At 42.3% G+C, this 21,918-nt stretch carries 23 protein-coding genes; 18 read left to right on the top strand and 5 right to left on the bottom strand.

All coding sequences use genetic code 11. The annotated features are described in order from the left end of the window. Window positions 1-19 precede the first annotated feature (19 nt). Window positions 20-1,123, bottom strand: coding sequence for a rod shape-determining protein RodA (gene rodA, locus ACMQ5W_RS03380; protein ID WP_419023385.1), 1,104 nt, complete (start codon window positions 1,121-1,123; stop codon window positions 20-22). A 148-nt stretch (window positions 1,124-1,271) separates the two neighbouring features. On the opposite strand from rodA, the gene rny reads away from it, so the two are divergent. The 10 genes from rny (at window position 1,272) to ACMQ5W_RS03430 (ending at window position 11,708) form a co-directional block, all read left to right on the top strand. Beyond that, window positions 1,272-2,813: a ribonuclease Y gene (gene rny / locus ACMQ5W_RS03385; protein WP_148491603.1), complete on the top strand. Its 1,542-nt coding sequence runs from the start codon at window positions 1,272-1,274 to the stop codon at window positions 2,811-2,813. A 64-nt stretch (window positions 2,814-2,877) separates the two neighbouring features. Further along, window positions 2,878-4,233: an MATE family efflux transporter gene (locus tag ACMQ5W_RS03390; RefSeq protein WP_419023387.1), complete on the top strand. Its 1,356-nt coding sequence runs from the start codon at window positions 2,878-2,880 to the stop codon at window positions 4,231-4,233. 6 nt (window positions 4,234-4,239) lie between these two features. After that, window positions 4,240-5,379: a cysteine desulfurase family protein gene (locus tag ACMQ5W_RS03395; protein ID WP_419023389.1), complete on the top strand. Its 1,140-nt coding sequence runs from the start codon at window positions 4,240-4,242 to the stop codon at window positions 5,377-5,379. A gap of 85 nt (window positions 5,380-5,464) precedes the next feature. Beyond that, window positions 5,465-6,649, top strand: a complete 1,185-nt coding sequence (gene thiI, locus ACMQ5W_RS03400) for a tRNA uracil 4-sulfurtransferase ThiI (protein ID WP_419023391.1) — start codon at window positions 5,465-5,467, stop codon at window positions 6,647-6,649. Between the two features lie 72 nt (window positions 6,650-6,721). Next, the gene (spoIIAA, locus tag ACMQ5W_RS03405; protein WP_148491606.1) at window positions 6,722-7,054 is read left to right on the top strand and encodes an anti-sigma F factor antagonist; all 333 of its coding nucleotides are present in this window, start codon (window positions 6,722-6,724) and stop codon (window positions 7,052-7,054) included. Between the two features lie 9 nt (window positions 7,055-7,063). Next, window positions 7,064-7,504: an anti-sigma F factor gene (gene spoIIAB, locus ACMQ5W_RS03410; protein WP_148491607.1), complete on the top strand. Its 441-nt coding sequence runs from the start codon at window positions 7,064-7,066 to the stop codon at window positions 7,502-7,504. Then, window positions 7,494-8,228: a sigma-70 family RNA polymerase sigma factor gene (locus tag ACMQ5W_RS03415; protein WP_419023393.1), complete on the top strand. Its 735-nt coding sequence runs from the start codon at window positions 7,494-7,496 to the stop codon at window positions 8,226-8,228. The genes spoIIAB and ACMQ5W_RS03415 overlap by 11 nt, the downstream gene beginning before the upstream one ends. A gap of 201 nt (window positions 8,229-8,429) precedes the next feature. After that, complete coding sequence (locus tag ACMQ5W_RS03420) at window positions 8,430-9,572, top strand: acyl-CoA dehydrogenase (RefSeq protein ID WP_148491609.1); 1,143 nt, start codon at window positions 8,430-8,432, stop codon at window positions 9,570-9,572. Window positions 9,573-9,592: 20 nt separating this feature from the next. After that, window positions 9,593-10,387, top strand: coding sequence for an electron transfer flavoprotein subunit beta (etfB, locus tag ACMQ5W_RS03425; protein WP_148491610.1), 795 nt, complete (start codon window positions 9,593-9,595; stop codon window positions 10,385-10,387). A gap of 19 nt (window positions 10,388-10,406) precedes the next feature. Further along, window positions 10,407-11,708 carry an FAD-binding protein gene (locus ACMQ5W_RS03430; RefSeq protein ID WP_419023395.1) on the top strand — a complete coding sequence of 434 codons (1,302 nt, stop codon included), beginning with the start codon at window positions 10,407-10,409 and terminating at the stop codon, window positions 11,706-11,708. Between the two features lie 55 nt (window positions 11,709-11,763). Here ACMQ5W_RS03430 and ACMQ5W_RS03435 read toward each other — a convergent pair whose 3' ends face one another. Together ACMQ5W_RS03435 and ACMQ5W_RS03440 are read right to left on the bottom strand one after the other, a co-directional pair. Continuing rightward, a complete protein-coding gene (locus tag ACMQ5W_RS03435; protein ID WP_419023397.1) occupies window positions 11,764-12,309 on the bottom strand; it encodes a hypothetical protein in 546 nt (181 codons plus the stop codon). Between the two features lie 160 nt (window positions 12,310-12,469). After that, window positions 12,470-12,910: a helix-turn-helix domain-containing protein gene (locus ACMQ5W_RS03440; protein WP_419023399.1), complete on the bottom strand. Its 441-nt coding sequence runs from the start codon at window positions 12,908-12,910 to the stop codon at window positions 12,470-12,472. A 164-nt stretch (window positions 12,911-13,074) separates the two neighbouring features. Here ACMQ5W_RS03440 and ACMQ5W_RS03445 point away from each other — a divergent pair, with 164 nt between their 5' ends. Genes ACMQ5W_RS03445 through ACMQ5W_RS03455 form a run of 3 tightly spaced genes read left to right on the top strand, consistent with a single transcriptional unit; the run spans window position 13,075 to window position 15,318 of the window. Further along, a complete protein-coding gene (locus ACMQ5W_RS03445) occupies window positions 13,075-14,460 on the top strand; it encodes a transposase (protein ID WP_419023401.1) in 1,386 nt (461 codons plus the stop codon). A 16-nt stretch (window positions 14,461-14,476) separates the two neighbouring features. Next, entirely contained in the window at window positions 14,477-14,902 is a 426-nt protein-coding gene (locus ACMQ5W_RS03450) for a hypothetical protein (RefSeq protein ID WP_419023403.1), read from the top strand. Between the two features lie 2 nt (window positions 14,903-14,904). Then, complete coding sequence (locus ACMQ5W_RS03455; protein WP_419023405.1) at window positions 14,905-15,318, top strand: hypothetical protein; 414 nt, start codon at window positions 14,905-14,907, stop codon at window positions 15,316-15,318. A gap of 61 nt (window positions 15,319-15,379) precedes the next feature. Here ACMQ5W_RS03455 and ACMQ5W_RS03460 read toward each other — a convergent pair whose 3' ends face one another. Both ACMQ5W_RS03460 and ACMQ5W_RS03465 read right to left on the bottom strand, forming a co-directional pair. Further along, the gene (locus tag ACMQ5W_RS03460; RefSeq protein ID WP_419023407.1) at window positions 15,380-15,985 is read right to left on the bottom strand and encodes a hypothetical protein; all 606 of its coding nucleotides are present in this window, start codon (window positions 15,983-15,985) and stop codon (window positions 15,380-15,382) included. Next, window positions 15,969-16,118 (bottom strand): hypothetical protein, encoded by a 150-nt coding sequence (locus ACMQ5W_RS03465; RefSeq protein ID WP_419023409.1) that lies wholly within the window; start codon window positions 16,116-16,118, stop codon window positions 15,969-15,971. Before ACMQ5W_RS03465 ends, ACMQ5W_RS03460 begins: the two co-directional genes overlap by 17 nt. 640 nt (window positions 16,119-16,758) lie before the next feature. Between ACMQ5W_RS03465 and ACMQ5W_RS03470 the strand changes: the two genes are divergently transcribed. From ACMQ5W_RS03470 to ACMQ5W_RS03490, 5 genes are all read left to right on the top strand, one after another. Beyond that, the gene (locus ACMQ5W_RS03470; protein WP_419023411.1) at window positions 16,759-18,459 is read left to right on the top strand and encodes a M14 family zinc carboxypeptidase; all 1,701 of its coding nucleotides are present in this window, start codon (window positions 16,759-16,761) and stop codon (window positions 18,457-18,459) included. 311 nt (window positions 18,460-18,770) lie between these two features. After that, window positions 18,771-19,367 carry a hypothetical protein gene (locus ACMQ5W_RS03475; RefSeq protein ID WP_419023412.1) on the top strand — a complete coding sequence of 199 codons (597 nt, stop codon included), beginning with the start codon at window positions 18,771-18,773 and terminating at the stop codon, window positions 19,365-19,367. 15 nt (window positions 19,368-19,382) lie between these two features. After that, window positions 19,383-19,706: a type IV pilus modification PilV family protein gene (locus ACMQ5W_RS03480; RefSeq protein WP_419023414.1), complete on the top strand. Its 324-nt coding sequence runs from the start codon at window positions 19,383-19,385 to the stop codon at window positions 19,704-19,706. Further along, on the top strand, window positions 19,706-20,224 hold the full coding sequence (locus ACMQ5W_RS03485; protein WP_419023416.1) for a PulJ/GspJ family protein: 519 nt from the start codon (window positions 19,706-19,708) through the stop codon (window positions 20,222-20,224). Before ACMQ5W_RS03480 ends, ACMQ5W_RS03485 begins: the two co-directional genes overlap by 1 nt. Further along, entirely contained in the window at window positions 20,225-21,907 is a 1,683-nt protein-coding gene (locus ACMQ5W_RS03490; RefSeq protein WP_419023418.1) for a GspE/PulE family protein, read from the top strand. The last annotated feature ends 11 nt before the right edge of the window (window positions 21,908-21,918 follow it).

Genomic DNA, 21,918 nt, shown 5'->3' on the forward strand with positions numbered 1-21,918 from the left:
GCTTTTTGATTGCATATGATTAGAAGTTGATGCCTTTGCTTCGCATTCCTACATCCAGTACAAGCCCCAGGGCCAGCATATTGGAGATGATGGAAGAACCACCGTAGCTGAGGAAAGGAAGGGTGATACCCGTTACCGGCATCAGTCCGATGGTCATGGCGATATTTTCAAAGATCTGAAAGGCGAACATGCCGATGATTCCGGCTACCACCAGAGCGCCGTAGAAATCCAAAGAATTTCTGACGATATTGGCCATGCGGACCAGTAGGATTGTAAACAAGCCGATGACAGCTAGTCCACCGATCATGCCCAATTCTTCTCCGATGACAGAAAAAATGAAGTCCGATGTTTGGACAGGAATAAAATCTAATTCTTTTTGCGTACCGTTAAACAAACCTTTGCCGAAGACGCCGCCGGAACCGATGGCGATCTTCGATTGAAAGACCTGATAGTTGCCAGACAAAGCAAGATTGTCTGGATGGAGGAAGGCCTCAATACGTTCGCGCTGGTATTCCGCCATAAAGACGTAGGCCACCGGCACGGCGGCGACGACCAGGGCGAAGAACTTAGCGAATACCTTCAGATTGATACCGGCAAAGAAGATCATCACGACCCAGATGGCGGCGAAGACCAGTGCGCTTCCAAGGTCTTCCTTGAGGACGATGACGATGATCGGTGCGGCAACGATGCCGGCTTTGATCAGTCCTTTGAAGTTATAAAGATCGTCCTTGTGTTCGTTGAGGTAACCGGCCATGATCAGGATGAACAGGATCTTGACGATCTCGGAGGGCTGGATGGTGATAACCCTCAGGTCGATCCAGGATCTGGCGCCGAACTGCTCCTTGCCTAAGCCGGGAATATAAACCAGCAACAGCAGCACGAAGGACAAGATGTACAGATATTTCTCTAACCCGGAAAACATGCTGTAGTTAAACGATAGTATGACGAAGATGGCGATTGTTCCCAGTATGTATGCTGCAATTTGAACAATGACATCACGACTGAAGAAGCCTGTACTGATTTGCGTGCTTCCGATCATCAGGATACTGATCACTGCCAGCAAACCGATGACGACGATAATGGCTTTATCAACGTTTTTAATTAAATTTGAAAAATTGTTCATAGTTTTCCCCTCTTGTTCTTGACATTATGTCTATTGCAACATTATAATATATATTGTGCGAATATATCAAGATTTAATTATGTAATGCGAAATTTTTTTGAAAAATACCTTGAAAATAGAAAAACTGAATAGAAAAGGAGGTGCTTTAATGTCTCCAATAATATGGATTATAATTATTGTAGTTGTAGCAGCCATATGCTTATTGATCGGATATATATTAAGAAAAAACATTGGCGAGAAGGCTATTGGAAGCGCGGAACAAAAAGCTAAGAATCTGATACTAGACGCTGAGAATAGATCCGAGACTATCAAGAAAGAGATTACATTAGAAGCAAAAGAAGAAGCTCACCGTATGAGAACCGACGTTGAGCGAGAAGTAAGAGAGAGGAGAGCTGAGATTCAGCGCTCTGAAAGACGGTTAATTCAGAAAGAAGAATCAGTTGACAGAAAACTGGAAAACATTGAAAAAAGAGAAGAGAGCATTACAAGACACGAAAACGAAATTTTAGAGAAAAAAAGAGAATTGGAAGGCTTTGTCGCAAGACAGATCGAGGAGTTAGAAAAAATTTCCGGTTTAACTGCTGACGAAGCAAAAGCGCTTTTACTTGATGAAATTGAAAAGGATGTCAGACATGACGCATCCTTGATGATTAAAGACATTGAGTCAAAAGCAAAAGAAGACGCGGACAAGAAAGCAAAAGAAATCATCACTGGAGCCATTCAGAGGTGTGCGGCAGATCACGTTGCAGAGAGCACCGTCTCTGTGGTTGCCCTCCCTAATGATGAGATGAAAGGCAGAATCATCGGCCGCGAGGGAAGAAATATCAGAGCAATCGAAACCTTGACAGGCGTAGATTTGATCATCGACGACACGCCGGAGGCAGTGATTGTATCTGGCTTTGATCCGGTGAGAAGAGAAATTGCACGCATTGCTTTAGAAAAATTGATTGTCGATGGAAGAATCCATCCGGCAAGAATTGAAGAGATGGTAGAGAAGGCAGAAAAAGAAGTCAACGCGATCATCAAAGAAGAAGGTGAACAAGCTACTTTCGAAGTCGGCATCCACAATCTTCACCCAGAGCTTGTGAAGCTATTGGGAAGACTCAAATACAGAACCTCTTATGGACAGAACGTATTGAAGCATTCTGTCGAGGTGGCACATTTGGCTGGTCTGATGGCTGGCGAACTGGGGCTGGATGTCAAATTGGCTAAGAGAGCCGGACTTCTGCACGATATCGGTAAAGCTCTCGATCATGAATACGAAGGAACTCATGTGGATATCGGTATCCAGGTATTGAAAAAATACAAAGAGTCAGAAGCTGTCATTAACGGCATGGCCGCACACCATGGCGACTATGAACCGAAGAGCATGGAAGCTGTGCTCATCGCGGCGGCGGATGCACTCTCAGCAGCGAGACCTGGAGCTAGAAGAGAAACTCTGGACGCATATATCAAGAGACTGGAGAAGTTAGAAGAGATCGCTAATACTACCAAAGGAGTAGACAAGTCCTTTGCAATCCAGGCAGGCAGAGAAATCAGAATCATTGCAAAACCAGAAGAAATGAACGATGAAGGCATTGTTTTACTGGCTAGAGATATTTCAAAGAAAATTGAATCCGAACTGGAATATCCGGGACAGATCAAGGTCAATGTAGTGAGAGAAACCAGGGCAATCGATTACGCGAAGTAATGAGATCTATGAAATCTAACTCCCCATGTTACATGGGGAGTTATTTATTCAATTTGAGGAGTATATGGAAAATAGGATTGAAGAAACTACATCGTATTATAAAAGACTGTTACTGCTGGCGACACCCATCATCGTACAGCACCTCATTACAGTAGGTCTGAATCTGGTGGACAACATCATGGTCGGCCGTCTCGGCGCGCTGCCTCTGGCTGCAGTAGGTTCTGCCAACCAGGTCTATTCGATCTATGAAATGGTGCTCTTTGGTTTGTTCAGCGGAGCGGCAGTACCTTTGGCGCAATATTATGGGGCGCGGGACTATAAGAATATAAAACGCATCGTCGGTATGGATATCACCATGGGACTTTCCCTGGCGATTCTGACTCTCGTCATGGCACAGCTCTTTGCACCGCAGATTATCAGTCTCTTTGCCGAGGAACAGGAAGTTGTCCATCTGGGAACCCAGTATATCAGAATTGCCTCTTTTACGTATCTTACCGTTGCGGTAAGTTTTGTCATCTCCTATAATTCCAGGTCGGTGCAGATTGTAAAAGTACCGACAATTATAAATATATGCAGCATCTTGACAAACACGTTGCTGAACTATATCCTTATCTATGGGAATTTTGGCATGCCGGCTCTGGGTGTGAGAGGAGCAGCGATTGCGACACTGATTGCCAGGATCATTGAACTGGCGGCGCTGGTTATCTATCTCTGTGTCGATAAAGAGCATCCTTTCCACGGTAAGCTCTCGGAATTTAAAGGCTTCAGCCGTGACCTTTTCCGCCGCGTGATGAGGACAGCTATGCCTGTCGTCATCAGTGAAGGCGGGTGGTCCTTAGGTGTCACCTTGACCTTTGCTGCTTACGGGAAAATCAGTGCGGAAGCTCTGGCAGTCATGCAGGTCAGCAACGTCCTCTGCGTCTTCTGTCAATGCGCATCCTTTGGTTTAGGTAATGCGTCAGCTGCTTTGACTGGGGAGATGCTGGGGCAGAAACAGACAGCGCTGGCCTATGAGAATACAAAGAAATACATGAAAGTGCAGTGGATTCTGACGGGCATCATGACGGTGATGATTTTGGCGCTGCGCGGACCGATTGCGTTGATTTATCATTTCGATGAAGAAACTACGACGATGCTGATGCTGGCCCTGGGGGTCTTTGCTTTTACCATGATACCGCGAATGATCGCTTACGCTGTGCAGTGCGGTATACTGAGAGCGGGAGGAGATACGTTGTTCTGTATGGTGGTAGAGCTTTCCTGCAACCTGGGAATCGAAGTGATTCTGGCTTATGTCAGTGTACTGGTATTCCATCTGCCGCTGCATCTCTGTATCGCAGTTGCCGCAGCCGGGAATTTGATCAAAGCAATCATAGAATATAGACGATATCTAAGTAAAAAATGGATTAATGTAATAATATAGGTGAAAATGATGTTTGTATATTTGGATAATAGTGCGACAACGAGACAATATGATGAGGTCACGAGACAGATGAAAGAAGCGATGGATGATTTCTATGGCAATCCATCGGCCCTTCACTCTCTGGGATTGGCATCAGAGAAAAGAATCAGGACGGCAAGGCAAAACCTTGCTGGCGCTTTTGGTGCCAGAGAAGATGAAATCATCTTTACTTCTGGCGGCACGGAGAGCGACAATATGGCACTGTATGGAATCGCCCATGCGAGAAAGCGGGAGGGCAATAAGATTATCACATCAAAAGTGGAACATCCGGCCATCCTAGAGGCATGCAAAGTATTAGAAAAAGAGGGCTTTGATGTTGTCTATATCGGAGTCGACGATAAATGCCGCCTTGATACAGCGCAGCTGCGTGCGGCCATAGATGAGAAGACGACGCTGATTTCTATTATGGCGGTCAACAACGAGACGGGAACCATCATGCCGACAGATGAAATCGGCCGCTTGAAGGGGCGGTCAATCTTTCACACCGATGCTGTACAAGGCTTTGCTAAGGTGGACCTGAAAAATTCAGGAGCAGACTTGATTTCGGTCAGCGCTCACAAAATTCACGGACCGAAGGGAGTCGGCGCACTCTATGTTAAGAAAGGCGTCAACCTGCCAGCTTTCATCGTCGGCGGTGGTCAGGAGCGTCATATGCGGTCAGGGACAGAAAATGTTCCGGGCATCATCGGCTTTGGTGCAGCTTGTCAGATCGCTATGAGTGATTTTGACGGCCGCATGGAGAAGATGGCGACGGTCAGAAACTATTTACGAGATGGGGTCTGTGACCAGATCAAAGATGTCAAAGTCAACAGTCCCGAGGACGGCGCAGCTTCAGTTTTGAACATTTCATTTCTGGGAACCAGGGGTGAAGTTTTACTCCACACTCTGGAGCAGGATCAGATTTTTGTTTCAACGGGTTCCGCCTGTTCTTCCAATAAAAAGGGCGGCAGTCATGTTCTTGCCGCCATGGGGCTTACGGACAAGGAAATCGAAGGCGCCATCCGGTTCAGTTTTAACGAGTTCAACACGATAGAAGAGATGGATTACGTCATAGAAAAAGTCAAAGGGGCAGTGGAGCGTTTCCGCAGACTGGGCTCATTTCGGTAATAGAGTTGAATTTATACTGCAGATACTTTTATCGGCCGAACATCGACAGTTTGTGAAGGAAGTCAAAGTTTAAGGAGATTGTACAATGAACGAACAAAATATTTTCATCGTCAGGTGCGGTGAAGTGGCGCTCAAAGGCATGAACAAGCCGTATTTTGAGCGCATGTTGGTAGAGAGAATCAAGAAAAATGTAAAACAATTTGACGGTGTAGATGTGCGCCGCCATGAGGGACTGATTTATGTCAGAGCGGACAAGTCCATAGACAGGGATCAGCTCCTCAAAGAGATTGGCAAGGTCTTCGGCGTAGCGTCCATCAGCCCGGCGGTGGAAGCTCCAAGCAACCTGGACGCCATCGGCGAAGAAGCCGTCAAATATATGATGGATCTGATTGAAACGAAGGGAATCAAGACCTTCAAAGTTGAGGCGAAGAGAGCAGACAAGAACTTTCCCGTCAAGTCGCCGGATATCGGACGTATTATCGGGGCCAAGGTTTTGATCGGCTGCAAGGTGCTCAAAGTAGATGTGCACAATCCCGATGTGCATCTCTTTGTAGACGTGAGACACGACAAATCTTACATCTACCAACAGAAAATCGCTGGATTTGGAGGGCTTCCTCTTGGTACCAACGGAAAAGGCATGGTACTTTTGTCTGGCGGAATAGACAGCCCTGTGGCAGCCTGGATGATGGCGAAACGGGGTATGCTCATCGAAGCTGTACACTTCCACTCCTACCCGTACACCAGTCAGAGGGCGCAGGAAAAGGTGGAGGACTTGGCGAGAATCGTCGCCTCTTATTGCGGTAATTTCAAAATGCACGTCATCAATCTGCTGCCGATTCAGGAGCAGATTGTGCAGAACTGCCCGGAGGAGGAAACTACGATTTTGGTCAGACGTTTCATGATGCGGATCGCAGAGAAAATAGCCGAAAAGAATGGCGGCATGATGTTAATTACAGGCGAAAATCTGGGGCAGGTTGCCAGCCAGACGGCAGAAGCTCTGGTGGTGACTGACGCCTGTGTCAAAATGCCTGTCATGCGGCCGCTGATCGCCATGGACAAGGTGGACATCATGGATAAGGCCGAGGAAATCGGCACCTTCGAGACTTCCATTCAGCCTTATGAGGACTGCTGCACTGTGTTCCTGCCAAAGCACCCGTCGACGAAACCAAAACTTGCACGAATCATCGAATCTGAAAGCAAATTGGATGTTGAAGCCTTGGTTGACGCCGCAGTGGACAGCGAAGAGATCGTAAATATTCGACAAAATTAGTACAAAACCCCCATTTTCTCTTAAAGACAAGGCTCCAGGCCGGGATTATAATAGAGAAAAGGGGGTTTTTCTATGGAAACAATATTTTATATAAAAGGTGACACACTGGTGGTTGATTTATCAGGAGAGATTGATCATCATGTGGCGGAAAAAATTAGAAATGACATCGATGATGAGATCAAGCTTTATGAAACGAAAAATCTCATCATGGATTTTTCAAAAGTAACTTTTATGGACAGTTCCGGTGTTGGCGTTGTCCTGGGAAGATATAAAAAAGTAGGTGAACTGGGAGGGACTGTGACGATTCGTAACGCGGACAGGTTGGTCAAGCAGATTTTAGATATGTCGGGTATTTTCTCCCTGATGAAATACGAAGAGACAAGTGATTTTACGACAAAACGTTAGGAGGAAGAGATGGAAGGAAATATAGTAAAACTGGAATTTGAAGCGCTGCCAGAAAATCAAGGTTTTGCCAGATCAGTCGTCAGCGCTTATTGTGTCAGTCTCGATCCTACCCTGGAAGAGTTGACGGAGATCAAAACGGCTGTGTCCGAGGCGGTCAGCAATGCGATTATACATGGGTATGAGAGAAAAGGAACTGGAAAAATCGAAATGGAATTGAAAACCATAGATAAGGATAAGGTCTACATCAAAATTACGGACTACGGCAAGGGCATCTGCGATATCAAAAAAGCCATGGAACCGATGTTCTCGACGGAAGAGAGCCGAGAGATGTCCGGCATGGGATTCACTGTCATGGAGAGTTTTGTTGACAAAGTGTTTGTGGAGTCGGAGCCGGATAAGGGGACAGCGGTGACTTTGATCAAATATCTGGATACTTATTATGGCGTATAAATATGTGCCGGTCCCAAAAGAAGATACATATGAACTAATTCGAAAAGCACAAGAGGGTGATGAAGATGCAAAGTCTTTGGTCATAGAACAGAACACAGGCCTGGTGAAGAAAATCGCACTGAAGTTCTCATCCTCTGAATACGAGACAGACGACTTGATACAAATCGGATATATGGGACTGCTGAAAGCAGTTTATAAATTTGAACCTGAATATGACGTGATGTTTTCTACCTACGCTGTTCCCATGATTATCGGGGAAATCAAACGTTTTTTCAGGGACAACGGCAAGATCAAAACCAGCAGAAGCCTGAAGTCGGAGATTTATGCGCTAAAGAAAGTGCAGGATGAGCTTTGCAAGAAGAACGGATGCCAGCCCAGAATCAGCGAAGTAGCAGAGGCCATGAATCTATCGCCGGAGCATGTAGTAGAAATTATGGAAGCCTCATCAGCGCTGTCCAACGTCGCGAGTTTGGATAACCAGCTAGTGGAAGAAGAATACGATGCTTATTACAGCGAAGCTTCTCCAGAAAATAACCTGGACAGTATCATGATTAAAAAGGAAATTGCAAACCTGAAAGCACGAGAACGTCAGGTTATTATTTTGCGCTATTATAAAGATATGACCCAGCAGGAAATTGCCAAGCTGATGGGAATTTCCCAGGTTCAGGTGTCGAGGATAGAAAAGAAAGCGCTGGAAAACATCAGGCAAAAAATGGTCGAGTAGTGACCCAAAAGTAACTCAGTAACTGAATTCGACATTTTCTTGCAAGAAATGCAAAAATGACTTGCAAAATGGATTCAAAAGTGGTTTACTATATATGTATGCTGTTATTTTTGTAACAAACGAAAACAGCAAGATATAACGCGGTTAAAAAAACATCCTCTCTAAGAGGGGACCGTTATTATAATTTAAGGAGGCATTTACATGAACTTTCAACTAACGAAGGAACAAGAATTCGTAAGAAAAATGGTAAGAGAATTTGCCACTAACGAAGTTGAACCATTAGCTGCAGACATTGACCAGGAACACAGATTTCCAGAAGAAACTGTGGAAAAGATGGCCAAGTATGGCATGCTGGGTGTTCCATTCCCGACTGAGTACGGTGGAGCAGGCGGAGACCACATCTCCTACGCAATCACTGTAGAAGAATTATCAAGAGTTTGCGCATCCACAGGCGTAATCTGTTCGGCACATACTTCTCTTTGCTGCTGGCCGATTTTTAACTGGGGTAACGAAGAACAGAAGCAGAAATACCTGCCAGAACTGTTAGCCGGTAAGAAATTAGGCGCTTTCGGTCTGACTGAGCCAAACGCTGGTACAGACGCAAGCGGACAGCAGACAAGAGCAGAATTAGTTGGAGATAAATGGGTCTTAAACGGAGCAAAAGTATTTATCACAAACGGCGGATATGCTGACGTTTTCGTTGTAATGGCTATGACAGATAAGAAAAAAGGAAACCACGGAATCAGTGCTTTCATCGTAGAAAAGAACGATCCGGGCTTCTCAATTGGTAAAACAGAAGACAAGATGGGTATTTGCGCATCTTCTACTACTGAGCTTATTTTCCAGAACTGTGAAATTCCTCAGGACAGACTGTTAGGTCAGATCGGTGACGGATTCAAAGTTGCTATGTCAACTCTGGACGGCGGCCGTATCGGTATCGCTTCCCAGGCTCTGGGTATTGCACAGGGTGCATTCGACGTTACAGTAGAATACATGCAGGCAAGAAAACAGTTTGGCAAGAAATTATCACAGATGCAGGCTCTGCAGTTCGAAATGGCTAACCTGAAGACTAAGATTGAAGCTTCAAGACTGCTGATCTACAAGGCTGCTGACTTGAAAGACAAACACCTGCCATATGGCGAAGCTGCTGCAATGGCGAAGCTGTTTGCCGCTGAAACTGCAATGGAAGTAACCACGAAGTGCGTTCAGTTCCACGGCGGATATGGATACACGAAGGATTACCCAGTTGAAAGAATGATGAGAGACGCTAAGATTACTGAGATCTACGAAGGAACTTCTGAAGTTCAGAGAATGGTAATCGCTGGTGCGACTTTCAAAAAATAAGATAGTAGGAGGAAATAGAAATGGCATTTAAGATTATCGTATGCGCAAAGCAGGTACCAGATACGAACGTTATCAAAATTAACCCTAAGACTGGTACTTTGATCAGAGATGGCGTTCCAAGCATTTTGAACCACGACGATGCGAACGCTTTAGAAGAAGCATTAAAGATTAAGGATAAATATCCTGATACACATATTACAGTTGTTACTATGGGACCTCCTCAGGCTAACGATCTGCTATTCGAATGTATAGCAATGGGAGCTGATGAAGGTGTACTAGTATCTGACAGAGCAGTTGGTGGATCCGATACATGGGCTACATCAAACACTCTGGAAGCAGCAATCAGAAAGATCGGCGACTTCGATCTGATCTTTGCTGGCAGACAGGCAATCGATGGAGACACTGCTCAGGTAGGACCGCAGATTGCTGAAAAATTAGACTTACCTCAGGTTACATATGTAGAAGAGTTCGAAATCGCTGACAACTTAAAGGACATCACTGTTAAGAGACAGTTAGAAGATGGATATGAATTAATCAAGATCCAGACTCCTTGCATGCTGACAGCCATCAAAGAACTGAACACTCCTAGATATATGAGCATGTCAGGGATCTTCGCTGATAAAGAAATGAAGACTTGGAACGCGAAAGACATCGAAGTTGACCTTACAAAAGTAGGTCTGGAAGCTTCTCCTACAAACGTATTCAGATCATTCACACCTGCTCCAAAGGGCAAGGGCGTTACAATCGAAGGAGATACTGAAAAAGAAATCGCTGACAATCTTTTAATCAACTTAAAAGGAAAGCACATAATCTAATTTAGGAGGAGGAATAACAATGGCTATTGAAATATTAAAAGAGAAATGTATAGGCTGCGGACTATGCTTCAAATCATGTCCTTACGATGCCTTTGAATTCGAACCATATGATGGCAACAAAGCCGGCAAAATTGCAAAAGTCAATGCAAAGTGCTCATTCTGTAACCAGTGCTTAACTGCTTGTAAGTTTGGCGCTATCAAAGAAAAAGCACAGGAAGCTGCAGTTGACCTGAGCGCATACAAGAATGTATGGGTATTTGCTGAACAGAGAGACGGAAAGTTAATGAACGTTGCTCTTGAACTGATCGGTGAAGGATACAGACTGGCAAAAGAAATCAGCGAAGACACAAAAGTCTGCGCATTATTAGTTGGTGACGGAATTGACCACCTGGCTGAAGAGTGTTTCGCATATGGTGCTGAAGCAGTTTACATGGTTCAGGATCCATTACTGAAGAACTTCACAACTGATGGTTACACAAAGGTTATCAAGCAGGCAATTGACGAATACAAACCGGAAATCGTTCTTTACGGTGCTACTCACGTAGGTCGTGACCTGGCTCCAAGAATTGCTGCTAGATGCAACACTGGTCTGACTGCTGACTGCACAAGACTGGACGTAAAAGTATCCAGCTACATAGACTTCGCTAAGAAGAACACTACATTAGATACTTCCACATTGGATCCAGATGATCCATCAACTGGAATCAAGCAGACTCGTCCTGCATTCGGTGGTAACCTGATGGCTACAATCATCTGCCCTAAGACTAGACCGCAGATGTCAACTGTACGTCCAGGTGTAATGCAGAAGAGAGACAAGGTTGAAGGCGCTACTGGTGAAGTAATCAATGTTAAGCCTGAAATCACTGCTGCTGACATCAGAACTGAAATCGTTGAAATCGTAAAATCCGCTAAGGAATTAGTTTCCTTAACTGATGCTGAAATCATCTGCTCCGGCGGAAGAGGACTTGGCGATGCTTCTGGTTTCGAACTGATTCAGAAGTTTGCTGACAAAGTTGGCGGCGTTGTGGGTTCATCCCGTGCAGCTGTTGATGCTGGTTGGATCGATCACTCCCACCAGGTTGGTCAGACAGGTACTACAGTTAAGCCTAAAATCTACTTTGCTTGCGGAATTTCCGGCGCAATCCAGCACTTAGCTGGTATGCAGACTTCAGACATCATCGTTGCAATCAACAAAGATGCTGATGCTCCTATCATGGAAATTGCTGACTACGCAATCGTTGGCGACCTGTACAAAGTAATCCCTGCTATTATCGATGAATGGGATAAGGCAGAAGAAATGTACGACGCTTCAACAAAATAAGAACTGAAATGAAAAAAGTGCCAGCTTGCCTGGCACTTTTTGATTGCGTGATTGACTACAATTTTTTGATTTCTTCTATAGACAGACCGGTGTATTTGGCAATGATGCCCGCATCTAGTCCGTCAGCCTTCATCTTGCGTGCAGTGTCATAGGCGGCATCCTTTTTGCCTTCTGCAAGCCCTTCTTCTAGTCCCTCTTTTTTTCCGATGCTGTAGCGTACATCCAATTCCTCTTCCAGTGTCATAATCTGTTCGATCTCCTTTCTGCCGTTCAGGTCCTCCACCATCTGGTGGATCTGGCCGATGAAGGGGTCGTCGCCTTCTGCCTCCTGGCTGTTGACATAGCCGAAGAAATCCCTCAGGGGTTCCGGAACCTTTTCTTTTGGACAGGTTGTGTTCAAGATTATTGTAAACGTTCCGTCCCCGTATGGCAAAGATTTTTTGACGTCATATTTTTCGAAAAAGTAAATGGGTTCCTCTATTCCGTAGTAGTCGAAGGTGCAGATGAAGATGACATAAGTGGGCCTCAGTTCGGCGTCCTTCATGACAATGGCAAAGACGAGGGGGTTGGTAATGGGGTATTTGACCTTTGTTAGTTTCATAAGTGCTCCTTTGCTACATTTGTATATGTAAAATATTTACTGTAAATATTTTACATAATGCTGAACAAAAAGTCAAGGGGTTTTTATATCAAACTTCAATTCGCAAAGTAGATTTTCTATTGACATTTTAATATCTATAACTTTACTAAAAAAATCCTCATTATTTCTGAGGATTTTCTTTTTCTTCCTTTTCTCGTTCTTCTCTAAGCCTTTCTAAAGTTCTTTTTAAACCTTTAGGCAGTTCATAGTCTGCATCAAGTAATTCTTCATAATCTTCTTGAGGATGAACATATCCTAATTCGTGCATGAATTCTACAGCAAATCTATACTTTCTGAAATAGTTTAACAATATATGAATAATCTCTTTTTCTTCTTTCTTTAAATACCCTATATTCACGGTTTCACTTTTCTCTATATCTAAAATATAATCAGCGGAAACTTTAAAAATCTTGGCTAATTCAATAACATATTGAGTTGAGGGTATACTGATTCCCATTTCCCACGCATTAACGGCTGAACGTGATATTCCTAATCTTTTTGAGAGGGCTATCTGAGAATAATTGTTTTGCTCTCTTAGATTTTTTATGTTTTCTCCAATCATTATTTCACCTCGTTTTATTTTAATTATATCAACTCATTTCCACAACTGCATTATCACCACAACAACTCAATTTGCTTAATGATTATTTAATTGACAGTTTGCAATTATAAATTGACATTATGGTAATTAAGCAGTATAATCATAGTAAGAAAGGAGGTGAGAGTATGATACGTCTGTGCAAGCATAACCAAGAAAACGTACTTGATAAAGTCCGTAACGGTCAATTAGATGCAATCGCATTAAGTTCAACGAATTTAATTGATGATATTATTCTTCATATGAATTCCCATAAAATTTTTGATTGTCTGAAAGATAATATCCCAGACAAAAGAGCACAAAACAATACAATTCCATACGAATTGATTTGGGCTTGTTCGATTGCCGCTAAAATGAAAGTTCAAACAAGTCTTACGGATATTCCGTTTGCAATTAATGACCATAAGACACTAGCTGAACTTGGATATACCCTTATTGATGATAACAGCAATTTGAAAGCTGGTTTAATGCAGGAAAGCAGTTTAAGATTCCTGTTAAACAAATACGATTCATCATTGTTCGTTGATGGCTATAATAACACAGTACAAAATGGTATTCTCCCTCTTTTAGATATTGTTCCCGATATTCATATATTAGACTGCACTGATTTAGAAGTTAATTACTTCAATGAACATTATGAAGAATCTGGTATTGCTAAAAGCAAACGTGACAATATGAATTCAAGAGGTTATAAACTTGCCACACTCAGAGGTATCGTTGAAGATACTGGAATCATTGAAGACATTCGTTTTGGAAGTCTGAATACACATGATTTGAAACTGAGTGAAGAGATGCTGAAAACTTCTCCCATGCTTAAGGAGAATGATATTCTAATCAATGACAGAGGTTTTCTCTCAAGAGAACTAATCAACTACCTAAAAACTGAGCGTAAGGTAGATACATATATTCCGTTAAGAAGAAACATGGAATCTTACAAAATGGCTGTACTTGATGCAAAATATAAGAATGACTGGCATGAACACCCCACAAACAGGCGAACTTCACAGGTTATCACTCTTGTTGATGATTTAGGTGAAAACTGGAGAGGTTCTAATCCAAAAGAAGATGTCCCTATTAATGGCTGTGTAGTATGGGACGAAGAAACCGATGAATACTTTGTTTTTGTAACTACTGATATAACTAAAAGTGCAAAAGATATTCTCAATATCTATGAATTACGACCAGAAATTGAAGAAGATTATCGTCAATTAAAGGACTTTTGGAAGATAGAGGACTTCAAAAGTACGAAGATTAATGTAATTCTATTCCATATTGTTTGTGTATTATTTGGTTACTTATTCTTCCAACTGTATACCCTATTTCCAGAAGGAGCGGAGTTTATAGGGAAGTCACTACCTGTTATCCTTAAAAAATATTTGCCAAAGGTTCAGCCTTATGTTGTTTTATATACAGGCTATGAATTTGGGGTGCTAAAGTTGATTGATTTAATGGAACTTTATGCCCACTGTGATGAAACTGTCCAATCAAAATTTAAAACTATATTAACTGATTAAGAAAGGAAGTTTAATTATGATTAGAACAAAATGTAGTAACTGTGGAAACATACGTTACATAAAAGACAATGACGATTCATTCATGTCATGCCCAAATTGTAATGCAGTATTCACCCAAACAGACAGAGACAAATGGAAGAAAATACGAGATTTAACTAAAGATGATACTCCTAAAATCTCTCAAATTTTTCTATTTTGCTTATTATTTATAGGTGTCCTCAGTGTAATTGGATGTTTTGTTATAGGTAGTAATACAGGATATTATGGAGAATTCAATACGCTAACATTCCTTGTCAGTATTGTCATTGTTGCTGAATCAATGCTTGTTCTCATTGTGTTTAAAAATATTTTAGATACACTTTATCGGAATCAAGTGGAAACACAAACCATACGTGAGTTTATGGAATATGAGATTTCCAAACAACTTGAGGAAAGGAAATAGGTATGAAAAGAATCATTGTTGTAGTGTTTATTTCCCTCTTATCTCTATCCATAATTGGTTGCAGTGGTCAAGATATTCCATCATATGAAGGTCATGAAGGAGTACCAGATTTTGGAGTGTTCTGTAAAGATGCTGAATATGACGAAGAATATACTCAAATGACTAAAGAAAGTTTTTATGAGTCTGGTGAGAATTATCCAGATATATCAGTATACAACATTCCTACTGATAAAGTAGATGTTGTTGAAGAATACACGACACTATTAGAATCCATGGGTTTCACTCAATCAAGCGGCACAAGTTTATATAGTGGAAAGGGATACTTAAATCAAGATAAAACCGAAGGTGTATTAGTAGCTTGTAATGAAGACGTATATGATTCATCTATTTCTAAAGTAACTATTATCCTTAATTAAAATTTGAATCTATTCCATAAAACACCTCCTAAATATTATGTTAGGAGGTGTTTTAATTTTTTTATAATTTTTCGATATAATCTATTTCATCTAAATTAATCATAATAGTTTTATCTTTTTCTGAGGAAAAATCAGAACTATGTGTATTAATTTCTTTTTCATTGCTAATAATTTTGTAATGTGTTAGAGATAGCCAACTCGGTTTCTGTACTATATTGTACATATCATAAGAACCGATAATATAATAATCTTTGTTCTTTAAATGTATATTTAAATTTGTACCATTTTTAAAATCCAATATATCTTTAAAAATATCATCATTATTTATTGTTCTATGTAATAAATGTAATAAAATCCATGAAAAAGGCGAACTATTATATATTAAATAAAAAAACACTGCCATTAAAATAGAAATTATAAAACTTAAAAAAAGCATACTTGACTGTTCTAATTCAATATTAATTAAATTACTAACATAATTAATTAAAATAACATAGACATAACTAATTGCACAACTCATAAAAATCATTATATTCATGCTTACTTTACTTTCTGTTGATGTAAAATATGTAAATAGTTTAATAGTGAAAAACCCAGGAATAAAAAATTGTAATACATTTAAAATATTTTCCGTTGATAATAAAATATCGTTATTTATTTTTGTCACCCTCTTTATCATTATCTTGATTTTCAGAATTTAACTTTAAATTGGTAAAATCTAATGGTTTCTTATTTATAGCTTTTTCTGAAAATCTTTTTACTTTAGAATTATTTTTCTTTTCTTTCTTATCATCACACATTTTCCAAATCCTCCAATTATAATTTTTCTTATATAATATCATAAAATCGGAAGATTTGGAAATATTTGTTGTAATTCATCATCTACTTTGCGAATTGAAGATATCAAAACCGCATGTCTCTTTATAATAGAGTTAGGTTTTTTGTTGTATCCAGGCATTCTCTGCGTAACTGAATTATGATTTTAGAGCATTAGTAGGGGAGTATATCTGATTCTGGTTACTTTATGCATGAATTTCAGTGTCTAAAATGCCGGATGCAATCCATAAAAGTAACCAAATGCCGCATATTTACAGATGCTGTAAGCAGTCACGGCTGTTTTTGATGGAAATGACTTCGCATACTATTATGTGGTTACGCGAGACTTATATGCTGTCATCAAAAAACCTAACTTTACCGTCCTAAATGTTTATCGCATACCCCTATCCCCTATATAGCTGCCATTCGGGTAGAATGAATACCTTTATAACTGCAGCACAATCAACATACAGAATAAAAAGAATTATCAGATAACTTATTGACTGTGCCATGGCAAAGTGCTATCATAGAAGTTGTAAAATGGGTGAAAACGTTGAAATATTAACGCAATAACGCGTTAATATGATAAAGTGAAGCCCGCATGCGAAAGAAAGGAAGGATGAGATGATGAAGAAGAGATTTAGAAGAATCGTAGTCATCTGCACAGTGTTTGCCATGGTATTAGGTACGACCTTTGCAAGCGCAGCGACAAAAGCTGAAGTTACGTCTCTTGACGGCGCTAAGGCTAAGGTACAAGTAGACTGGAACCATCGGTATACCTATGAAGAGCTGGGGAAACAACTCAGAAACTTGAATAAGGCTTACGGAAAGTTCAGCAAGTTAGAAACCATTGGCAAAACCCATGAGGACAGGCCTCTTTACTGCATGACAATAACAGACGAGTCAGTGGCAAAATCCAAGAAGACAGAAGTGACCGTATTCGGTAATATCCATGGCGGTGAAAGAGAAAGTGCTTCCAGTGCCATGTATAGTGCATGGTATCTTCTTGAAAACACAGGGACTGCCAAGGTGAAGAATCTTCTGAAGAACTACATCGTGTATGTCATTCCTGTCATCAACCCGGACGGATATGAACAGTCCTTTATCTGGAATACTCGCCAGAACATGAAGCCGACAGATCACGATGATGATGGCGTTCCGTTTAATGATAATTATAAGGACATCGACGGAGATGGCTATATCGCTGATATTTCTGCAGTAGATGCTGCGAAGACCATAACAGGCTCTGCAGGACGCGAAAGTGACGATGCTAACAAAGACGGCATTTTGGGCAACGATCCAAAAGGCAGTAATATCGATATGAACCGTACCTTTGATTATCTGTGGGGCGAAGACGGCGTTATGGATTCAGAAGGTGAATCGCCGGCATCAGAGCCTGAAATCCAGGCTGTACAGAACTTTATTAAGGCACATCCGAAGATGACCTGTCTGGCAACCCTGCATACGGGAATCCAGTGCGTATTATATCCATGGGGATATCGTAAAGCCCATAAGGATTTGGACGATATGGACGATATCAAGTACATGGATCAGACTGCAAAAGAAATGACGAAGGTCATTGCAGAAGCAACTCAGAGAAACTTCTACTACAAGCAGTCCTATCACGACTATCCGACTTATTCGGAACTGATTGACTATGCTTATGGCAAGTTCGGCATCCACCCATATACCATCGAAGTATATAGCGGCGGAAGCAGCGAAGACTCCGCTTACGACCCGAACCACGATCTGTCATCGGACAAGGGATGCAAGTGGAATAACAAACTTCCAGAAGTGAAAGAAGTTTACTACACCCACGAAGAAGCGGTCAAGCTTTTAGAAGCGGCTGGTGTCGATCCGGCAAAATTACAGATCAAAGATGCTACAACAAAAGAATATCGTGCATGGAAGGCAAGCGAAGGTCTGCTGTTCAAGACTTCAGCAACCGCGCAAATGGTCGACAAAGCGCCTGAGGGCCAGGATGTCATGGTAAACGGCGTGATGAAGGGCATCCTCAAGATGTTCGAAAACGAGAAGGCCGTCAACACCATCAAATTGACCGTCAAAGCATCTGCTTCAAAGGGCAAGGTCAAACTGAGCTGGAACAAGCCAAAGGGACAGATCACCGGCTACCAGGTTCAGAAATCGACCTATTCCACGAAAAACTTCACAAATGTGAATAGTAATACGGCAAAGACCACGATTACCAATACCAAGAATTTGAAAAAAGGAACGACCTACTACTACAGAGTAAGGCCGATCAGCAAAGTGAACGGTAAGACGACTTATGGCCAATGGGCAAAAGTCAGCATCAAAGCGAAATAAAGGATTCACAGAGGAGCTGTGCAAGGCTGATTGAAGAATGCAATCAACTGGAGCGACAGCTCCTTTTTTAGTGACTGTATGTGGAGAACTTTGCCGATGCATTAAAGTTATGTTTATAAATTGTATAAAAATGCAAACAAAGGACTTTGCGAGACTAGGATAAAAGAGGAAGATGACGTGAAGATTTTCTAAGGCCATAGCATTCGTTATTGAATATCAGACTTTTGTTTGGTATAATATGATACAGTGAAGACTGGACAAATCTAGACAAATAAAGTTTATTTATACAATATAGAAGAGGTGAATAGGCAATGCTGAGAAACAGAATACGTTCGAATTCGGGTGCGACGATACTGTTGGCATTGCTGTTTTTCTTGCTCTGCGCCATGGCAGGTTCCATTATTTTGTCGGCGGGCAGTGCCGCTGCAGGCAGAATCAGCGGATTGAAAGAATCCGAGCAGGCTTTCTACTCTGTCACCTCGGCAGCACAGGTTATGCGGGACGAGATAGAAGGGCAGGAGTTTCAGGCTTATACTGAAGACGGAGGTAAGCCGATTTATACAGTTGAACCAGACAGCAAGATTGCAAAGATCCTTATGAGCGCAGTCAAGGCGGTCTATGAGGATAACCAATCGAAAGTAGAGGAAACATTTACCATTCGACCTCAGGATTCGCAGAAAAATGTACTGGGCACGGTAACGGCAAATTTGATCATGACCGATGATTACAAGATTGAAATTACGTTCAACATAGAGAGTTCCGAAAAGTATGTTTGCAGGCTTACTGCAAAGGCTATCGTAAATAGAACGACGACTAGATATGAAGAGGAAAAAGAGGGTCAGCTTGTAGAGATTGAGCGACAAGACTTACAGGTCTACTGGAATGAGTGCACTATTGATAAGGGCTGATGAGGAAGTGATGTTATGCAGTGTGTGTATAAGAAGTTAAAAGAAAACAACGGAGAATCCCTGGCGGAAGTCTTGGTCGCAATCCTGATTTCAGCTGTAGGGATGCTTATGTTGTCTTCTTTGATTTATGCGGCAACCCATATGATTGAAAAGGGCGATGCTAAGATTACGACGATTTACAACGGCGTTAACGCCATGGAGGAGAAAATTGACCCGGTATTAAAAAATCAACAACTGATTATAGAGACTAGGACCGGAAATAATTTCATTTATATTGACATTTATCAGGACGAAAAATCCGGTCTGATGTCCTATGAGAAACACGAGGGCGGCAAGTGATGAGGTCGCGGATAAAGAATAAAAAAGGCTTTTCTATTTCTGAGATGCTCATGGTCGTGATGATCCTCAGCCTGATCATCGTCATGCTTGGCAGCGGTGTCATGGTAGTAAAGAATTCATACGAAAAGATTACGCTCAAAGCGGAGGCGCAGACGCTGCTTTCGACTACTATTAGCAAAGTGAGCGACGAGTTCCGTTTTGCAAAGTACGTCAACGCAGACGATAATCCTAAAGCAGCAAAGTTCGTCAGCGGCAATCTGGGGTACGAGATTTGGTTCAAAAATGACGATGGAACAGGTGGGAAGAAGGGGATTCTGATCTGCGCCAATGCGGGTGCATCGATGCAGCTGCTGACTGATCAGACCATGACCAGCAGATTGACACCATCTATAAAATATGAGTATGACAAAGACGCTAATCTGTTTACGGCGACGATTACCATCGCCACCAGAGACAACGATAAATTTTTGGAACAGGAAATCAAAGTAAAACCAATCAACAACAGGAAGGAATCATAGATGAAACATAAACGACTTGGAGACGTATTGACATCAGTGGGACTGATTTCGGACGAACAGCTGGGCGAAGCCCTGACACTCCAAAAGCAGTCCAAAGACCGTTTGGGAAAAGTTTTGATAGATAACGGATTTATCACAGAGGCACAGCTGATAGAAGCGCTGAGAATGCAGCTGGGTATCGACTTTATCGACTTGACCAAAGTGACCATTTCCCCGGAAATGGTCGACCAGATTCCGAAGAGCATCGCTAAGAAACACGGCGTCGTACCTGTAAAGGTTGTAAAAGATACCCTTTATCTTGCCATGAAGGATCCTTTGAATTTTATGGCAGTAGAAGAAGTGCGCTCGACTTCAAAGAAGAAAATCATTCCGATGATCGCCTCTGAGAATGCGGTGGAACATGCCATCAGTGCGCTCTACGGCAACGAGGGGGCAGCAAAGGCTATGGCACAGATGCGGGCAGAATCTGGATTTCGTCCTGATGAAGCTACCATGGATTTTGCCGATGCGGAAGAGAACAGCGCGCCTACTATCAGGCTGGTCAATTCCATCATCGAGAGGGCTGTAACGGAAGACGCCAGTGACATCCACTTTGAGCCGGGCAGCGGCAACATGAACGTGCGTATGCGTATCGACGGAAGTCTGCATAATATACTGCAGATTCCCAGGGATTTACAGGATTCTGTCATTTCCCGTCTGAAGGTCATGGGCAGAATGGATATTTCTGAACGTCGTATTCCGCAAGATGGCCGCAGTGAACTGAGACTGAAGAGCAAAAACATCGACCTCCGTATGTCTACGCTGCCGACAATCTTTGGTGAAAAAATCGTCATCAGACTTTTGGCGCGTGATGAGCAGATGCTGGACCGAGAAGGCATCGGCATCATGGACGACGATTCTAAGAAACTGGATCGTCTCATGAAGCACAGCAGCGGCGTGATTTTGATCGTAGGCCCTACGGGGAGCGGAAAATCATCTACTATGTATACTATTATCAAAGAGCTGATCAGCGAATCGACCAATTTGATTACTTTGGAAGATCCGGTGGAATATAATATCGATGGTGCGACACAGGTACAGATTAATGAAAAGACCGGACTGACCTTTGCAGGAGGACTGCGAGCCATTTTGCGACAGGACCCGGATATCATCGCTGTTGGGGAAATCCGTGATGGTGAAACGGCGGAAATTGCTATGAGAGCAGCCATGACGGGACATCTGGTCATTTCTACGATACATACAGAAGACGCCGTATCTGCCATTGACAGACTGAAGGATATGGGGGTAGAACCTTACCTCATTGCCGGCGGAATTCGAGGCATCATCTCACAGCGGCTCGTTAAGCGGGTCTGCAATAACTGCAGAGAAGCCTATACGCCTGACCCAGAATTGTGCGACATGGCGGGAATAGACGTGAGCAACGAAGACAGACAGTTTTATCACGGAAAAGGCTGTCCGATGTGTTTCCACAGTGGCTACAGAGGAAGAATCGGCGTATTTGAAATCCTCACTTTTAACGATGAGCTGAGATCAGGTATCACCAGGGACTGTGACAAACAGGAACTGCGTCAGATTGTGTCCAAAACGGACTTTGTATCCATGGTGCATAATGCGGACCGGTTGGTAGAAAAAGGCGTTACCACTGTAGAAGAAGTTTGCAGAACTGTAAGCCTGACAGATTAATCTTGGAGGAT

This window comes from Emergencia sp. (assembly GCF_048465375.1).
GTDB lineage: Bacteria > Bacillota > Clostridia > Peptostreptococcales > Anaerovoracaceae > Senimuribacter.

Excerpts from the sequence above, each read along its gene's own strand:
- ACMQ5W_RS03390 (WP_419023387.1), top strand. The coding sequence starts at position 2,878 with ATGGAAAATAGGATTGAAGAAACTACATCGTATTATAAAAGACTGTTA.
- spoIIAB (WP_148491607.1), top strand. The coding sequence starts at position 7,064 with ATGGAAGGAAATATAGTAAAACTGGAATTTGAAGCGCTGCCAGAAAAT.
- ACMQ5W_RS03420 (WP_148491609.1), top strand. The coding sequence starts at position 8,430 with ATGAACTTTCAACTAACGAAGGAACAAGAATTCGTAAGAAAAATGGTA.
- spoIIAA (WP_148491606.1), top strand. The coding sequence starts at position 6,722 with ATGGAAACAATATTTTATATAAAAGGTGACACACTGGTGGTTGATTTA.
- rodA (WP_419023385.1), bottom strand. The coding sequence starts at position 1,123 with ATGAACAATTTTTCAAATTTAATTAAAAACGTTGATAAAGCCATTATC.
- ACMQ5W_RS03490 (WP_419023418.1), top strand. The coding sequence starts at position 20,225 with ATGAAACATAAACGACTTGGAGACGTATTGACATCAGTGGGACTGATT.
- ACMQ5W_RS03450 (WP_419023403.1), top strand. The coding sequence starts at position 14,477 with ATGATTAGAACAAAATGTAGTAACTGTGGAAACATACGTTACATAAAA.
- ACMQ5W_RS03475 (WP_419023412.1), top strand. The coding sequence starts at position 18,771 with ATGCTGAGAAACAGAATACGTTCGAATTCGGGTGCGACGATACTGTTG.
- rny (WP_148491603.1), top strand. The coding sequence starts at position 1,272 with ATGTCTCCAATAATATGGATTATAATTATTGTAGTTGTAGCAGCCATA.
- thiI (WP_419023391.1), top strand. The coding sequence starts at position 5,465 with ATGAACGAACAAAATATTTTCATCGTCAGGTGCGGTGAAGTGGCGCTC.
- ACMQ5W_RS03480 (WP_419023414.1), top strand. The coding sequence starts at position 19,383 with ATGCAGTGTGTGTATAAGAAGTTAAAAGAAAACAACGGAGAATCCCTG.
- ACMQ5W_RS03440 (WP_419023399.1), bottom strand. The coding sequence starts at position 12,910 with ATGATTGGAGAAAACATAAAAAATCTAAGAGAGCAAAACAATTATTCT.
- ACMQ5W_RS03430 (WP_419023395.1), top strand. The coding sequence starts at position 10,407 with ATGGCTATTGAAATATTAAAAGAGAAATGTATAGGCTGCGGACTATGC.
- ACMQ5W_RS03455 (WP_419023405.1), top strand. The coding sequence starts at position 14,905 with ATGAAAAGAATCATTGTTGTAGTGTTTATTTCCCTCTTATCTCTATCC.
- ACMQ5W_RS03415 (WP_419023393.1), top strand. The coding sequence starts at position 7,494 with ATGGCGTATAAATATGTGCCGGTCCCAAAAGAAGATACATATGAACTA.
- ACMQ5W_RS03395 (WP_419023389.1), top strand. The coding sequence starts at position 4,240 with ATGATGTTTGTATATTTGGATAATAGTGCGACAACGAGACAATATGAT.
- ACMQ5W_RS03445 (WP_419023401.1), top strand. The coding sequence starts at position 13,075 with ATGATACGTCTGTGCAAGCATAACCAAGAAAACGTACTTGATAAAGTC.
- etfB (WP_148491610.1), top strand. The coding sequence starts at position 9,593 with ATGGCATTTAAGATTATCGTATGCGCAAAGCAGGTACCAGATACGAAC.
- ACMQ5W_RS03485 (WP_419023416.1), top strand. The coding sequence starts at position 19,706 with ATGAGGTCGCGGATAAAGAATAAAAAAGGCTTTTCTATTTCTGAGATG.
- ACMQ5W_RS03465 (WP_419023409.1), bottom strand. The coding sequence starts at position 16,118 with ATGTGTGATGATAAGAAAGAAAAGAAAAATAATTCTAAAGTAAAAAGA.
- ACMQ5W_RS03435 (WP_419023397.1), bottom strand. The coding sequence starts at position 12,309 with ATGAAACTAACAAAGGTCAAATACCCCATTACCAACCCCCTCGTCTTT.
- ACMQ5W_RS03470 (WP_419023411.1), top strand. The coding sequence starts at position 16,759 with ATGATGAAGAAGAGATTTAGAAGAATCGTAGTCATCTGCACAGTGTTT.